The organism is Armatimonadota bacterium, assembly GCA_018268395.1.
In the GTDB taxonomy this organism is placed as follows: domain Bacteria; phylum Armatimonadota; class Fimbriimonadia; order Fimbriimonadales; family Fimbriimonadaceae; genus JAEURO01.
On record JAFDWQ010000005.1, the window covers coordinates 321,336 to 336,869 of the forward strand.

The following is a 15,534-nucleotide window of genomic DNA, read 5'->3' on the forward strand; positions in this document are numbered from 1 at the left end:
ACCGGACCGGTGCCCCGCCGTCTCTCTAGCGGCCTCCCCCGTCGCGTCGGGACCGAGAGGCCGCCGCCCGCTCTCTGAGCTTGTCCAGAGGATTGTCGGGGATCGAAATCGCCGCGACGAGGAGCATCATCTCGTCTGTCGTCTGCTCGCCCCAGCGCACTTCCTTCGGAGGCTCGTTCGGGTTGTTCGGGTTGCCCGACGAGTTGTCGAACACCGCCTCGATCCTGACCTTGGAGCCGGCCGGAAGCACTTTCGGAGTCTTGAGCGCGTAGGTGAACTGCCAGTTGAAGTCCCAGTCGTCGATGGCGATCAAGGGCTCTTCGGTCTTGTCCGGCTTGATCAACGTCGCCTTCATTTTGCGTCCGAGCAAGTGCATGTGCGGCATCAACGAGTAGAGCTTGACCGCGACCGGAATCGGGATCGTCTGCGTGAACTTCTGGTCGGCGAGGTCGGGTTTGATCCGGATCCCGAGATTGGCCAACCAGGCGATCTCGACCTTGTTCTTGACCTTCGTGGCGTCCTTCGCAAAGTACAGTCCGACCTTCGTCTGATCGGTCTCTTCCTTGCCGCTCTTGTGATAGTGGACCTCCAGCACGACGTTGGTCCCTGGCTTCAGCAGGATGCCGGCGTCCTCGGGCATCCGAGTCGGCATGAGGCCGGGAGCCCACCCGCCCAAGGAGTTATCGGGGACGAAGCCTGGTGAGCCGAACGTCATGTAGCCGCCGTCGACACCCTTCGTCGCCAAGACCTTGTCGGCCGCGCCCTTCTCGTCCAGCCAGAGAATGACGTGGTGGACGATCCGCTTGTTTCCCGGCCGGACGTCGATGGCCTGGACGTAGGTCGGCGCTTTGAGGTCCGGTTTCAGGACGAAGTGCCAGTACTCGTCGTTCCCATCGGCAGCGACCTTGAACGGCTTCGGCATCTGCACGGTCATGTCCGGCTCGCCGAGGGGCCAGTCGGCGGGGAATTTTGGTGGAGACGGTTCCTTGGCGGCATCGCCGCGAGGAGCCTTGGCCTCGGCCCAAGCCGCCAACAGTGCGATTTCGTCCGCCGTCAGACGGTTCTCGTGCTCGAAGTCGCCGATCCCTTCGACCGCCTTCCAAGGCGGCATCCTCTTTTGGGCCGTAACGGCCGCGATCGTCGGAGCCCAGTTCTTCGCGTTCTCATAACCGATGAGAGAGAACGGTGCGACCTGTCCGGGCCTATGGCACGTCACGCAATGGTCGTTCAGGATGCGCGCGACAGCGTCCGCGTAGGTCGCTTTGATCATGGGCGGGGCTTCTTCGTCGGGCGAGAACACACAGCCCTGAGGAGTCGTGCTCCGGAGGGGAACGGGCCTTCCCGAGACGACGGCCCGCAGGGCGTCGCGAAGGTAGCTGGTCTTGACGTGGTCGAGGACCTTGTTGTCGTCGATCGCCCCTCGGTACAGCTCGCGGCCCATGACGTGTCGGACGACGACGGTGGGCACGACTTCGATCCTTTCAGAGCGGGCGTCCTTGCCCGCTGGATCGGTCTGGCACGGGAAGGCGAACCCTCGTTCCTTGGTGAACGCGGCCACCTTGGACGCATCGTCGCTCGCCTGTGGGAAGAGGCCCGTGAACGAAACGCCTTCGTCCGAAAACTCCTTGACGAGCGCGTTGATCCTCGACGTATACGCCTGGGTCAGCGGACATTCCGTCCCCATGTAGAACGTGACCAGGATTTCGGCCTGGGGCCGTTGGACGGACTTGAACGCGGCCGTGACCGTGACGACCGCCATAGCGGCCAGGACTCCTCTTGCCAAGATGTGCATGACCCTCTCCGGTGCCAAGACCTTACGGACCTCGGTGTGTCACAGTTTACAGGATGGTGGAAAAGAGGGTCTTAGTGACCGGGGCGTCACGGGGGATCGGCCGGGCGATCGCGTTCCGGCTGGCCCAGGACGGATGGAAGGTCGCTCTGCACTATGCGGCGGCTCGGAGCGAAGCCGAAGCGGCCGCGAAAAACCTCGGCGCTTCGTGCCAGGGCGTCTATCAGGCGTTGCTACACGAGCCTGTGAACGCCGAGACTTTGGTCCAGCAGGCGCTCAAAGACGGACCCCTGCACGCGGTCGTCAACAATGCCGGCGTCTATACGAAGCTGGACTTCGTGACGTCGACCGACGCCGAGTTCGAATCGACCTATGCGCGGACGATGGCCGTGAACTTTCTGTCTCCCGCGCGTCTCATTAGGACGGCGTGCAAGCGATTCATCGAGCAGGGCGGTGGGAAGGTCGTCAACGTCGCGAGCCGGGTCGGCCATCGCGGCGAGGCCGGAGCCACGGCGTATTCGGCCAGCAAAGCCGCGCTCCTCAATCTGACCCGGGCGCTCGCCGTCGAACACGCCAAAGAGAACGTCCAGCATTTTGCGATCGCGCCCGGCTGGGTGGAAACGGCCATGGCAAGGGAAGGTATGGAAACGAGACTGCCTGAAATCCTCAAAGAGATCCCGCTCGGTCGGATGGCGAAGCCGGAGGACTGCGCCGCCGCGGTCGCGTTCCTGCTCCGCGACGAAGCGTCCTACCTTTCCGGAACGGTCATCGACATCAACGGGGCGAGCTACCTGCGATGACCCCGCTCCTTGTCGGGCTCCTCTTGGCGGTGCAGGACCGCTCCGAAGTGAAGCAGACGTTGGCCAACGGCGCGACCGTCTACACGCGCCGGATCGAGGATTCACGGTCGTTCTGCCTCACTCTTGGTTCGGCGTCGTTCGCCGCGACCGAGCCGTCCGAGACGCACGGACTGAGGCATTTGATCGAACACCTTCAAGCCTTGGGATCGAAGCGCGACGTCGACCGCATGCTCGAATCGCAAGGCATGATGTTGACCGCGGAGACCACTCGGGACAGCGTGATTTTCGAGGTCAGTGGCCCGAAGGACAAGTTCGACACGGCCCTCAAAGCCGTGCAAAGCCTGTTGGACGGACTGACCGTGGACGCGGACGAAATCGCAGCGGAAGCGGGCACGATCCGGCAGGAGCTGGCCCTAAGGAAGTGGAGCACGGAGTTGGTGGCCGACGCTTGGACCAAGGCCTATGGAGAAGGCGCACTCGACCCGTTCGGAGATCCCGACCGATTGGCCAGCGTCACCGTCGACACCTTGAACGCCGCGCGGTCCGAGATGTTCAAACCGAGGAGGTTGTGCCTCGTCGCGACAGGCGACATCAACGCCGAAGCAGCCGCAAAGTCCCTTGCCGAGGTGCTCGATCCGCTAGCGGCGGGCGACCCGCCATCGACCGAGTTCCTCCGACCGGCGTCACGTGACGCGGTGCTCGTGGGTTCGGCGGTCGGGGAGGCGGTCGGACTGACCGTCGGGCCTCTGACAGAACGGGAGACCCTGGCTTCGATCGCGGCCGCGTTCGGCCTACAGTCTTGGGTTCCGGACGCGACCCCGGTGTACACGCCCTCACAGCGGAACGGCGTCGTCGTCGTGGCTGTCCGACCCGGTTGGAGCAAGGTCGCTGCCACGCTGGCAGGCCGCGAGCGCCAAATCGCTTCGACGGGCCTTGCCGCCTTGCGGGGTTGGGCCCGGACCGTGCTTTCGACCCCGTCGACGTTGGCCAAACTGATGGCTTCCTCACTGTCAGTCAGACCTGGATTCGACCCTAAGACCCTCATCGAGGAGACGTCTTCCGTCGGACTAGCGGACGTCGAGGCCAAAGTTTCGGCCTTTGCCAAGGCAGGATCGGGATCATGACCGCCGTACTGGCCTTGGCGACCGTGCTCGGAGGCCCGAAAGTGATCGAGGTTTCCGAGCCCGGATGCGGCCAAGTGGTCGTGCAGGCGTTCGTCAAGGCGCCGCCGAACATGTCGGACCGCGAGCAAGCTGCGTGGGACGTGCTGGCTTTGACGCTCTATGACGGGACGAGCGAGTTTTCGCGTTATCCGCTCGTTTCCTACGGGTCTCAAGCCGGTGTCCCGCTGAAGATCGAGGCTTGGCCGGACTTCCTCTCGATCCGGATCGTCGAACCCAAAGGGGGGTTGGCCGTAGGCGCCCAGATCCTCGAATCGCTGTGCTATCGGGCGAGCTTGACGACGCAGGCCACGTTGGAGTCGGTCCAGACGTTGCGCCGCCGTCGCACCGACGGCTGGACGGCCGGACTGTTCAATCTCGATCCGCCGTACGACAAAGTCACCGTCGAGCAAGTACGGAACCTCTATGCCGTCGCCTTCCGGCCGGAGAACACGACTCTGGTCTTCGGCGGAGAACTCCTCGGCGGCGAGGGACAAAAGGAAGCCGCCCGACGCTTCGTCGCGGTCGGCCCGGCGCCGTCACGTTTACGGTTCGACCGTCCAGCGAGGCCCCGGATTTCCACGAAGGACCGCGTGGCGACGTTCGAACTGTGCGGCGAACCGTTGTCGCCGAATTCCGTCTCGGGTAAGGCCAAGGTGCTCGCGACGTTCGCGCTCGGCGTCGGAAAGGACACGAGCCTGTTCCGGATCGTCCGTCAGCAGATGCGCCTGTCGTACCGCCAAGAAGCCGTCTTATGGCCGTCGCAGCGCGGCTGGTCACCCCGGTTTTTGTTCGCGCGGTCCGCCGCCGACGCCGAACCAGAAAGCTTGGCCGAAGTCCGCGAAGCGCTCCTCAAGGACGTTCAGACGTGGGAAGCTCCCGTGTTGGAGCGGGCGAAAGCGATGGCAAGAGCCTCGTTCGACGGCACGTCGCCTGTCACGCCGTTTTGGGTCAGTCCGGAAGGTCGGATGACGTCCGTCCTGAGCGACAGGTGCGCCTGGACGGGCATCAACGCGATGATGACGGGTGGAACGGTCGGAGTCCCCGATTTTACGGACGTGACGGTCGAGGAGCTGAAAGCGGCCGCGAGCGACCTGATCGATAAGGCGCAAGGCGCGTTCGTCCCGGGCGGCTAAGCGCCTTCGGGCCGTTCTTCAAGGAAGTCGTAGTCCTCGTGCTTCTTGCAAAGGGGCAAGAAGTCGCAATCGCGGCACAGGTCGCGGAAACTCGGGACGAGCGATTCGTAATCGCGGTTCAGGATCTCTTCGCCGATCATGCGCACGTCGCGCAAGAACTCCTCGGAGTCCTTGTCGCTCATGGATGCCGATGCGGAAACGCCCGTCCTCACGGCCATGATGGTGGCTCGGACGGGGCGGTCCGGGAAGCGGTCGCGCAGGAGGGACTGATAGCAGCACATCGCCAGATCGGTCGCAACGTCGGCTTCGGACACGGACCCTCTCCCCGTCTTGTAGTCGACGACTTCGACCGTCCCGTCGTCGTGTTCGTCGACCCGGTCGAGACGGCCGAGGAGGACGAACGGTCCGAGATCGAGCCGCAACGACTTTTCGACCCACATCGTCCGGGCCGTCGCAGGACGCGACACCGCGGCCTCGACGTATTTCTCAAGGATGGACTTACCCTCGCTCAGGGCCTGCATCATCTCGTCCTGGCTGCTATAACCGGCGTCGACCCAAGACTCTTCGAGAGCGGCGACGGCCTGCTCGGTCGTCTCGACACCTTGGTCGCCGCTGTCGTGGAACCGTTGAAGGACCGCGTGGAGGCTCGTACCGAAGGAGTAATAGGACTTCGAGCGCAGGTACCACTTGCCTCGAGGGTCGAGGTACGTCAAACGGTATTTCGTCGGACACGCGAGGTATGTCGTGATTTTCGACGGGCTCAGGGTCGGTTTCGCAGGCACGTGGTCGTCCTGACGTGATTTTGACCGCAAGACGTGAGTAACGTCGCGACATGGACACGAAGCGACTCTTGCCGTTCGCCCTCATTGCAGGCCTCTTGACCGTCCGGTGCGGACAAGAAGGAAGGGCCCAGACGGTGCGGGCGTCGGACACGGTCCGCGTCGCGACGTACAACCTCCAATGGTTCAGCGAAGACGCCGATCCGGGCCGTATCGCGAACATCAAGGCCGTCCTGAAAGAAGTCGACGCCGACGTCATGGGTTTTCAAGAAGTCCAGAGCGCCAAAGCCCTCCGCCAAGTGCTCGACGACCAATGGGACGTGGCCATGGTCGACGATCCCGAGGACCAGCAAGAGACGGCCGTGGCCGTCAGAAAGCCGTACGTTCTCGCCGGGTTCGAACCCGTGTTCCCGTCGCCGTCGCTCGACGGCTCCTTTCCAGGCGCCAGGGACGTGTTGCGTGCGACGGTCCAGACGCCCGACGGGAAGGCCCTCTTCGTCCATGTCGTCCACATGAAGAGCCGGCGTGGCGGAAGGGCGACGACGGATCCGGCCCGGACTTCGGCGTGCGGCCTTTTGGCCGCTTACCTGCGGGGCAAGACGGACGAGCCTGCCGTCGTCATGGGTGATTTCAACGACGCGCCGGACGACGCCAGTCTGAACGTCCTCGAGTCCGGAGACCTGATGGCGACGGGCGGTTCGAACGTCGATCTGCAGCGGCTGATGGTCAATCTCACGGAGTCACTGGCCGCCCGCGATTTCGTCACGATCGACCTCCAATCGCTGTACCAAGGCCGGCCTATGACGCCAGTCGTCCCGGGCGCTCAAAAGGACAATGCGCGGCTCAGGGGGCAGGACTACGAGTTTCCCAGAGACGTCCGGGTCCCCCAAGCGTTCTTCGACCAGATCCTTGCGACTCCGGCCCTCGCTTCGACCGTCGGTAACGTCAAAGTCTATGCCGTGGACGCTGCCTTACGGGGCCGGAAGGGCAGGACCGTCGTCACGGAAAACGGTGTCGATTATGCGGAGAAGGGCGATTTGGCCAGCGACCACCTTCCCGTTTCTGCGGACTTGAAGCTCCCATGACCGACACACCGGCAAGACGACGGGGAAGAAGCATGGTCCCGGCCCGCCCATGTTGTATAATGGAGCCTGCTCTTCGGAGACGATACTTTCGGATCCAATTCTATGAAATGTTTAAATTCGGCACTGAGGGCGAATGTTCTTGTGCTAACAATCATCTCGGCTTGCCCCTTCGGGGCGGCACAGAGCGTCGTCTGGGAGGGCGAACTCGATTCCCACGACACGTCGTTCAACCGGGCCAGCGAGGACGGCGACAAGGTGTCGTTCATCGGGACGAACGTGTATTACGACACCATGCCGTTCTACGTCTCCCTTGACGGTAAGTACACGTTCGAGTGCTTTCAGCCCGAGGGTTGGGACGGCATGATCTTCGTCTACAACACCACGTTCGACCCGTCGAAACCCTTGAAGAACTGGTGCTATGGGAACGACGGTTACGAAGGAGACTTTTCAGTCCTGGACGGACACAGCGACGAGGAGGTCTATGGTTCCCGTATCGAAGACATGTCACTCAAAGCCGGAGTGCAATATTACGCGGTGACGACGTCCTTCTACAACTATTCGACAGGCGAGTACAACGATGGGATCGGAGACGGCCCGGGCCGAGTGACGCTCGGCGTCGTTCCTGAGCCGGTCGTCGCCGTTCCGTTCGTCCTCGGGCTCGCGTCGCTGCGCCGCCGTCGCAAGTCGCGCTGAGGCCCGAAGCGACGAGCGCAGGCTGGTACCCTCGGGCCGATGACGATCCGTATCGGGCACTCGCCGGACTCTGACGACGCGTTCATGTTCTACGGACTGGCGAACGGCCGGGTCGAAAGCGAACACGATTACGAACACGTCCTGCGTGACATCCAGACACTGAACGAGTGGGCCCGAGAGGGAAGACTCGAGTCGAGCGCGGTCAGCGTCCATGCGTTCGCCTACGTCGCGGACAAGTACGCGCTCCTACGGCACGGCGGAAGTTTCGGCGAAGGCTATGGCCCGATGCTTGTGGCTGAAACGCCGATGTCCCTTGACGAGGTCAGGTCGGCCAAGATCGCCGTGCCGGGCCTGTTGACCAGCGCTTACTTGGAGCTCTGCCTTTGGTTCGAGGACAAGTTCGGCCCGGGGGTCCGGCCGGACGTCGATGTCGCCCCCTTCGACGAGATCATCCCTCGCATCCTGGACAAGACGTACCGGGTCGGCCTGATCATCCATGAAGGGCAGCTCACTTACGAAGAAGAAGGACTGTCCGAGATCGCGAACATGGGGAAATGGTGGCGCGACAAGACGGGCGGGCTTCCGTTGCCCCTCGGCGTCAACGTCGTAAGGAAGGACCTTGGCCCAGAAATCTGCCAAGAGGTCTCGAGGTGCATGCGTGAGAGCATCGATGTGGGATTGAATGAACGGGCGAGCGCCTTGGATTACGCCCTCCAGTTCGCGCGCGGCATGGACAGGGGGACCAGTGATACCTTTGTCGGGATGTACGTCAACGACCGCACTCGGGACATGGGCGGGGAGGGGGTCAAAGCGATCCGACTGCTCCTCTCCGAGGGCGCAAGGATCGGGATCGTTCCTAGCGTCCAGGTCGACGTCATCGACTGAGCGGGCGCCGCGCCGACTGTCACGTCCCTTGGTGGCGGGACGACCTGGAACATGCCGGCGTCTCCTTCGACTTCGGCGTTAGTCCGTCGGATCCGCTATTTGCGAAGCACCCATCCGTTCGGGTCGATGACCGGAGCGGCCCCTGAATATCGGACCGTGCCCTTGCCACCGTCCATCGGGACGCGCACGGTCTTGCCGTCCACCACGACGTCGAGAGGCATGGGGAAGGGAAGACCTTCCGATGTTTTCCATGCTAGGGTGAGGACGCCGTCGGACGATTCCGATTCCAAGACGGGAAGCGACGCCTGGCGGACATAGACTTCGAAGAACCACGACAGGTCGCGCTGAGATTCGCGCGAAGCCACGGTCACGAAGTCGTCGGTCGTCACGAACCTCAGGGCGCGTCCATCCGTCCACTTTTCTGACTCGGGAGTCGGATAAGCCATGCGGCGGATCGACTTCAGGAACGCCTCGTCGCCGATCAAGTACCGCAGCGAGTTGAGGACGAGCGCTCCCTTGTCGTAGATATCGCCGCCATAGGCTTCGCTCGACGTCTCCTCTCGCGGAGCGACCGGGGCGGCGTTGCGGACGTTCCGCTTTCGCCCCTTCATCGCGGCGAAGTAAGCGTCCTTGCCCCGTGTCTGTTCGATGTAGAACGTGTCCAGGAAGCTCTGGAAGCCCTCATGGATCCACATGTCGCGCCAATCGGCGTTCGAGACAAGGTTCGCCCACCACTCGTGCCCGAACTCGTGGAGGAGAAGCCAGTCCAACCCGTCCGGAGCGAACCGGAACCTGTTGCCGTAGGCGATCGCGGTCGAGTGCTCCATTCCCAGATGAGGCGTCTCGACGATGCCGAGCTTGACCGATCGGAACGGATAAGGCCCGCAATACTTCTCCATGAACGCCAGGTACTTCTTCTGCTCGGCGATCAGCTTGGGCGCCTGCGCTTTGTGCTCTGGTAGGACGTAGAACCCGATGGGGACGTTCTGACCGCCGACCGACTTCACGGTGTCCTTCACAAGCTCGTAGGGGGCCGCATTGAAGACGAGGGAATAGTTGTTGATCGGCAAGGGCATCTCCCAGACGAACGTCGAGGTTCTGTCGGGGTTTTTGATGGTCTCCTTCAGCCGGCCTGGCCCGACGGCGGTCAACGGAGCGGGCACGGTGATGCGCATCGTGGCTCGGTCGGGCCTGTCGGAAGGGTGGTCCTTACAGGGGAAAAGCAGGTCCGCGCCCGCTCCTTGGAGCGCGACGGAGATCCAGTCCGCGCCGCTCGGCGTCTTCGCCCAGACCGTGCCGCCGTCCCACGGTGCGTTCTTGGCGACGTGGGGAACGCCGGCGTAGGTCGTTTCGATCCGGATCGCGTCGCCCGGTTGTTTCGACATCGGGAAGTGGACGCGCAGGGCGCCTTTCAGCCGTTCGAACTTCAGGGCGGTCTTTCCGTCCGTGATCTTCGAAACCGCAAAGGGGTCGTCGAGATCGATGAGGACCGAAGCGGTCGGAACGACTGTCTTGGCGAGCATGACCGTCATCCCTCGGAACGACTTGGCGGCCGGATCGACACGGAGCGAGACGTCGTACGATTGGACGTCGTAGGCGGCTTGCTCCAGCTTGAGGACGCCGCCGGACACTTCCTGTTGCCTCAGTGCTCCGGCACCGAGCATCGTGATGGCCGCGAGTACGGTCATGGAGGAGTCCAGTATGACGCGTGTCGGCCTGTTTTCGGGATGGACGTGCGGTCGACCGTGGCGACTCGGAGTGGTCGGGTGGAAAGTGGCTGCCGCAGTAGGACTCGAACCTACGACCCGCTGATTAACAGGCTCGAGTTGGCTCAAATCTCGGCGTCTCAGCACGTCTCTTTTAAGTTCAACTCGTTAGGAGTCCTATCTACTGAGGTCTCTTGTCGTCTCTCTAAATCCATCGCGTAAACTGCACTTAAACTGTGGCTTTCTCGGATACAATGCTTTCACGGAGCATTTGAAAAGGATGGCCAAGAACGAGAGACGTGAGCGCGGCACGGGCAGCATTTTCAAGCGTGGCAACGGCTACGTCGCGCAGGTGTTGGACGGCTACAGGGACGACGGTTCGCCGCGATACAGACAGATCCGAACCAAGAACCAGGACGATGCCGTTAAGGCCCTCAACGACGCCAATTCTAAGCTCTCGCAGGGCCTACCCCTGCTTGAAGGCAAGAGCCCGAGGCTCGGCGTGTGGCTCGACATGTGGCTTGAGGAGTACATCAAGCCGAACCGGGAGCCGAAGACCTACGACTTCTACAAGCTACACATTGAGAAGCGTCTCAAACCAAACTTGGGCCGCATCGACATTCGTCGCCTTCGACCAGTCGACGTCACGCAAATGATGCGTGTCATCGAAGAAGACGGGGCGTCGAAGATCACGATAAGTGCAACTAGGCGGACACTTCGCGCGGCACTCACGGTGGCGATGAAGAACGGGCTGTGCGGCGACAACCCCGTCACAAAAACATTCGCACCCAAAATCCAACGGAAGCGCAAGGTGTACTTTGACGCCGAGCAGGTTCAGGCACTGTTGGCGGCATTAGCAGGCTCTTCTGTCGAGAACCTTGTCAGATTCACCATGGCGACCGGAGTCCGGGTCGGTGAAGCAACCGGGATCACGTGGGAGAATGTCAACCTAGACAAGCAGACGGTACTGATCGAGAACCAGCTCCAGAGAATCGGGAAGAAGTTAGAACTCAAGCCTCTCAAGACCGAAAAGAGCATCAGGACGATGCCGCTGGTCGGGCATTCGCTGGAGGCAATTCAGAACGAGAAACTTCGACATGCCATCGAAGGGTACGTAAACCCACTTGGGATCGTGTTCTTGAACCCCTGGGGTCGGCCCTTCGATCCGAAGTTCGTCAACGCCCGACTGCACGAGGCTTTGACAGCGGCCAATTTACCAATAACCGGCATGCACTCGCTGCGCCACAGCGTAGCGACCTTCATGTTGATGTCGGGGCTCAACATGCACCAGGTCAGTCGATACTTGGGCCATTCTCAGATCGCTCTTACGTCCAACCTTTACGGCCACGTTTTGGACAAATCGATGCGCGACGCCGCGGAGGCTCTCCAGACTTCCTATCTAGGGGTGACTCCTTCCGAATCCAGCGGTTCCGAACCGGAGGTGAGGTGAGTGGCCCCGTCAAGAGACCAAGAAGAGAATCGGCGTCAAATAGAGCGCACAATCTTGAGGCTTGAGTCTGAATACGACTTTCCCGGGTTCCTCGACCATCTTGCGTCAGCGATCGATATCTTTGGCCTAAGTAAGGTCGAGTATCCAGACTTCGGACGGTTTTGGGCTGGTGTCAAGGAAGTCAATGGAATGTTCTCGGACTTGGAACTGCATCGCTCCGACAGGGCCGCACTTCGGGAAAGGCTTTCAAACCTCTGTAGCGTTGCCAAGGAGTCTCAACAGGAATACCGGACTGAGTTCAATCGTCAGTGCGATGACCATCGAGATGAAATCTCGGTTGCGATCCTAGGACTTCGAAATAGTCACGACCTGGACTGGTTGGGCACCATGATTGGTGGCCCTGACTTAAAGTCGTTTTGGGCCGACCAGGCAGAAGTGCGGGAGCTCTTCAAGACCCTCAAACCGCTGAGAAGGGACGAACGCGAGAAGCTCTGGGATGAGCTCAACGCACTTTGCGACAAGGCCCGCTACTACCAGGATCAATTGAACCGGGCAAGAGACGGCAGGAGGGAGGAGTGGCGCTCTAAAATGCATGACTTGATCGACTCCTGGAGCCAGCAGGTCGATAAGAAGAACGTTCTCATCGATCGAATATGTGGACAAATCCAAGACCTTGAAAGCAGGAAAAGTGACGCACGCACAGAAGAATTCGCGGACACAGTGCAAGGTTGGATTGAAGACAAGGAGACATTTATTTCTAAACTTGAGTCTCAGATCAGTGAACTAAAGGACAAGATCACGGATGTGAGCGAACGATTGGACGCGAGCGAAGCACGCCGCTAAAGCGCCTCCATTTACTCGACGAAACGCCAAGGACTGCCAGGGGTTGTGACTTTCTCTATGAAGTCTTCTAGGTTGAGGTTCACTCGTGCGTTTGACGCTAAATCATGAAGCTGCACACTCTTGCCGCGTGCCCCATCAAAGAACGATGTCACGATGAACGTCTTTCCAGAATCTCTTTGAACAACTTCCTTGTTTCTTAAGAATTCTATTTGTGATTCCATATCTTGGGTTAGTAGCCGCGTCTGCTCTCCAGGCGGTAATTGTGTCTGATCTATGTTGACCGACAAATCGTGAGACTGTTCATCAACTCCATCGGCCTCATCTGATCTTGCCGTGCTTTCAATATCGCCATCAAGAGTTGCCGGTGATTCCGTCGAGCGTTTGGATAGTTCTTCCTCTATAGCGGGCTCTATTTCTAGCGATGTCTCTAACTGTGTGAGTTTTGGTACTTCATTCATGCTCCCAGTTAAACACTTCATAAGTCCATTTCATAGAGGTTATTCACAAGGGTATCTGGCAAATGCGGTGAGAACATATGCCGCGCTCTTCTTCAATTCAATGGAACGCGTACAACCAACCGAGAATCATAGTGGCGAGCTAGCAACCATCATAAGTCAGACTCGGATGAATGATCGTGTCCAACCCTGACGCTTTTTGCCGCTTGCATGGACTAGAATGCACCCTTGGAGTTCTGACGAATGTTCCTCTACCCAATCATCGCCTGCGTTGCCCTCACAATCTTGGTGACCGTTTTCGCGATAGGCGGGCTCGTCGCTGCAGGGCGGTGGCTCCGGCGCCAGACGCTAGAGCTGCAGGCCCGTGCGATGCAGCTTTCCAAGGGGGAGGATCCCTTTCCAGAGCTGACAGGACTAACGTCCGGCTCGGCCACTTCAGCGGCACTTTCGGCCTTTTCTTTTGCGGTGGCCACTGGCGATCGTGCTGAACCAGCAATCCTCGCCATAGCCCGGAGACTCAAGGAGCGGTACAGCTCGGGCGACGTGTCCGTTACTACAAGCGAGTTGATGGATCCGCTCGACCTTGAGACTGAAAGGCGGTCGTTGTTCGCCAGAAGGGCATACGGCATCGTTGTCTTTCTAGGTCTCCTAGGGACCGTCCTAGGGTTGCAGGCGGCCCTGGCGGACATGGGTCTCATGGGCGATCTCAAAGAAAGCAAGGAGCTCATCAGCTTTGTCAATCGGTCGAAAGACGTGCTCCAGCACTTTGGGCTAGCATTCTTTGCCACCGCAGGGGGCGTAATTGGGACGATCGCCATCGGTGCATCAGAGTATTTCTTCGCGAAGCGGCGCGAACTCACCATTCTGAACTTCACCTACTTTGTCGACACCGAAATGCGGCCGTTTATCCGCGCCAGGTTCGCCCCCGCTAACGGGGCATCCGCCTCTGCCGCAATTATCACGGTTCTAGAATCGATGGCATCGGCCCTGCCTGCCGCAGCTAAGGAGCTCACTGAATTGACTCACCAAGCGGCTCTGGCGGCTTCCGTGTCATCCGAAGCGGCGAACAAGAGCCTGAGTGCGGCAAGCGTCCTCGACAGTGGGTTTTCGAGCATCGAGGACCTTCCCTTGGCACTGACCAATCATCTGTCCGCGGTTCAGTCAGCTAGCCACCAACTCGTTACCACGTTGGACAAGGTATCCAGAGGATCGGAGTCGCTACTTGTCCAACTCTCCGATACGGTGATGCGACAAACCAAATTGCTAGAGGATACATCACACTTCTTTAAGGAATCTTCCAAGCTCTCAAAGCAAGAGGTAGAGCGCGCTCAAGTTCTCACCGGCTCGATTGCCTCGACAAAGACAGTATTGGAGAGTATCCACAAGGAACTGGTGACGACAAAAAGCACAATCCCGTCGGTAACGGACCTCGTTCAAGGCATCTCAGGTTTGCTACCAAAGTCTAATTCGGACAGTGCCACTTTGGAGCTTACGCAGGCCCTAAAGGACGTTCAACTAGCGCTGAGAAATGCCGATCGTCCAACTACTTCCCTTGAACCTAGCCGGAGTTCGATCAACCATGCAGCCCCGGTGCCCGAAATGTCGGAACTGACCTCTGCATGCAAGAGGTTGGAGGTTGAGATCCAGTCCCTTCGTACGGCTATACAGACGGTCGCGACGTTGCCGACTGTCTGTACGGCGCGTAGCCCCGCCGATCTTTCTCCTGCGGACGGAGAACTAGCAAACATCCATCGCGTGCTATTTGACATTAGAACTATTCTCCAACGATCAAGCGAGAAACGCCCGTGGTGGCAGGTTGGTGGCCGAAAAGATGCCTAGCGCGAGATATAGAAGGGCTCGGTCAGAACCCAATGCATACGTTGTATTAGTCGACATCACGCTTGCTGTCGCCTTCTTCTTGATTGTGTTCGCAATAACCTTTGCGATGAATAATAGCCAATCAATATTCAAAATGACACGAGAAGAACGGCAGGTCTTAATCAGAGGTCAGTTCGCAGATGCTCTGTGCACTGCTCTCCAGGGTCGGCGCGGCACGTGGAATTCAGAAGAGCGAAGACTCCCGATTGTCGGTCCCAATGGCGTTCCGGTCGCCGAGATATTCGAGAACGCGAGCTATCAGCGAATATCGATTTACGCACCACAGTTTGAACGCGGCTCCAGCTTGCCGACGGAACAATCGCGGTCTTCATACCGGCAGATTGGTGCGGTCATTGCAACGAATCGCAAGAGCTTCAGTTACCTTCAACTTCAAGGCGTGGCTGAGCCGTCCGAGCTTTCTAACGATGCCGAGAGAAAAGCGCTCAGCAGAGCTAGGGCAGATTCTGCGGAAGATGTTCTTGTGCAGGAGGGTCTCATTCGAGGTGCCAGTTCCCAGCAAGATCGAGCCACATCGCCTTGGATGGATCTTCAGTTCGTTGTTCCCTTTGGAGTTGGCTCGCGGCTGTACGCAGATTGGCAAGGAAACCGTCGTGTCGATTTTATCGTGTTTTATCCTGATAACGAACAATGAAACTAGCTCGATGCACCAATTGTTTTTTCCCTACCGCGACGGTTATCTCACGATGCCCAGGCTGCGACACCATTAGGACGGAATCCGAAGGAGTTGAGGAGTGCATTTGCGTCGCAGCGTATGGATCGATAAGGGCTCTGGGTTCCGTGCAACTTGCTCTTAACTCGGAGAGTGCCAAACTCCTGGGAAATGAGGCTGTTAGGACTAACCCCGAACTTGCGCA

The 15,534-nt window shown here is 59.7% G+C and carries 14 protein-coding genes; 10 read left to right on the forward strand and 4 right to left on the reverse strand.

The genetic code is table 11. The annotated features are described in order from the left end of the window. Positions 1 to 25: 25 nt before the first annotated feature. Positions 26 to 1,783: a redoxin domain-containing protein gene (locus JST30_11205; protein MBS1714890.1), complete on the reverse strand. Its 1,758-nt coding sequence runs from the start codon at positions 1,781 to 1,783 to the stop codon at positions 26 to 28. Between the two features lie 62 nt (positions 1,784 to 1,845). Here JST30_11205 and JST30_11210 point away from each other — a divergent pair, with 62 nt between their 5' ends. The 3 genes from JST30_11210 to JST30_11220 are packed head-to-tail and all read left to right on the forward strand — an operon-like array spanning position 1,846 to position 4,885. Next, the gene (locus JST30_11210; GenBank protein ID MBS1714891.1) at positions 1,846 to 2,589 is read left to right on the forward strand and encodes an SDR family oxidoreductase; all 744 of its coding nucleotides are present in this window, start codon (positions 1,846 to 1,848) and stop codon (positions 2,587 to 2,589) included. Beyond that, positions 2,586 to 3,713, forward strand: a complete 1,128-nt coding sequence (locus JST30_11215; GenBank protein ID MBS1714892.1) for an insulinase family protein — start codon at positions 2,586 to 2,588, stop codon at positions 3,711 to 3,713. Before JST30_11210 ends, JST30_11215 begins: the two co-directional genes overlap by 4 nt. Beyond that, positions 3,710 to 4,885: an insulinase family protein gene (locus JST30_11220; GenBank protein ID MBS1714893.1), complete on the forward strand. Its 1,176-nt coding sequence runs from the start codon at positions 3,710 to 3,712 to the stop codon at positions 4,883 to 4,885. Before JST30_11215 ends, JST30_11220 begins: the two co-directional genes overlap by 4 nt. Here the strand turns inward: JST30_11220 and JST30_11225 are convergent. After that, the gene (locus JST30_11225) at positions 4,882 to 5,667 is read right to left on the reverse strand and encodes a PD-(D/E)XK nuclease family protein (GenBank protein ID MBS1714894.1); all 786 of its coding nucleotides are present in this window, start codon (positions 5,665 to 5,667) and stop codon (positions 4,882 to 4,884) included. The genes JST30_11220 and JST30_11225 overlap by 4 nt on opposite strands. Positions 5,668 to 5,717: 50 nt before the next feature. On the opposite strand from JST30_11225, the gene JST30_11230 reads away from it, so the two are divergent. The 3 genes from JST30_11230 to JST30_11240 all read left to right on the forward strand — a co-directional run bounded on the left by JST30_11230 (position 5,718) and on the right by JST30_11240 (position 8,327). Then, the gene (locus JST30_11230) at positions 5,718 to 6,749 is read left to right on the forward strand and encodes an endonuclease/exonuclease/phosphatase family protein (GenBank protein ID MBS1714895.1); all 1,032 of its coding nucleotides are present in this window, start codon (positions 5,718 to 5,720) and stop codon (positions 6,747 to 6,749) included. Between the two features lie 141 nt (positions 6,750 to 6,890). Continuing rightward, the gene (locus JST30_11235; GenBank protein MBS1714896.1) at positions 6,891 to 7,442 is read left to right on the forward strand and encodes a hypothetical protein; all 552 of its coding nucleotides are present in this window, start codon (positions 6,891 to 6,893) and stop codon (positions 7,440 to 7,442) included. A 39-nt stretch (positions 7,443 to 7,481) separates the two neighbouring features. After that, the gene (locus JST30_11240) at positions 7,482 to 8,327 is read left to right on the forward strand and encodes an ABC transporter substrate-binding protein (protein ID MBS1714897.1); all 846 of its coding nucleotides are present in this window, start codon (positions 7,482 to 7,484) and stop codon (positions 8,325 to 8,327) included. A 95-nt stretch (positions 8,328 to 8,422) separates the two neighbouring features. On the opposite strand, the gene JST30_11245 is transcribed toward JST30_11240, so the two are convergent. Then, a complete protein-coding gene (locus JST30_11245) occupies positions 8,423 to 10,015 on the reverse strand; it encodes a M1 family metallopeptidase (GenBank protein MBS1714898.1) in 1,593 nt (530 codons plus the stop codon). A gap of 298 nt (positions 10,016 to 10,313) precedes the next feature. Here JST30_11245 and JST30_11250 point away from each other — a divergent pair, with 298 nt between their 5' ends. Together JST30_11250 and JST30_11255 are read left to right on the forward strand one after the other, a co-directional pair. Then, positions 10,314 to 11,483, forward strand: coding sequence for a site-specific integrase (locus tag JST30_11250; protein ID MBS1714899.1), 1,170 nt, complete (start codon positions 10,314 to 10,316; stop codon positions 11,481 to 11,483). A 54-nt stretch (positions 11,484 to 11,537) separates the two neighbouring features. Continuing rightward, positions 11,538 to 12,326: a hypothetical protein gene (locus JST30_11255; GenBank protein ID MBS1714900.1), complete on the forward strand. Its 789-nt coding sequence runs from the start codon at positions 11,538 to 11,540 to the stop codon at positions 12,324 to 12,326. A gap of 11 nt (positions 12,327 to 12,337) precedes the next feature. On the opposite strand, the gene JST30_11260 is transcribed toward JST30_11255, so the two are convergent. Continuing rightward, positions 12,338 to 12,784, reverse strand: a complete 447-nt coding sequence (locus tag JST30_11260; protein MBS1714901.1) for a hypothetical protein — start codon at positions 12,782 to 12,784, stop codon at positions 12,338 to 12,340. A 240-nt stretch (positions 12,785 to 13,024) separates the two neighbouring features. Here JST30_11260 and JST30_11265 point away from each other — a divergent pair, with 240 nt between their 5' ends. Further along, positions 13,025 to 14,620 carry a MotA/TolQ/ExbB proton channel family protein gene (locus JST30_11265; protein MBS1714902.1) on the forward strand — a complete coding sequence of 532 codons (1,596 nt, stop codon included), beginning with the start codon at positions 13,025 to 13,027 and terminating at the stop codon, positions 14,618 to 14,620. Beyond that, positions 14,601 to 15,311 carry a hypothetical protein gene (locus tag JST30_11270; GenBank protein MBS1714903.1) on the forward strand — a complete coding sequence of 237 codons (711 nt, stop codon included), beginning with the start codon at positions 14,601 to 14,603 and terminating at the stop codon, positions 15,309 to 15,311. Before JST30_11265 ends, JST30_11270 begins: the two co-directional genes overlap by 20 nt. Positions 15,312 to 15,534: the final 223 nt, after the last annotated feature.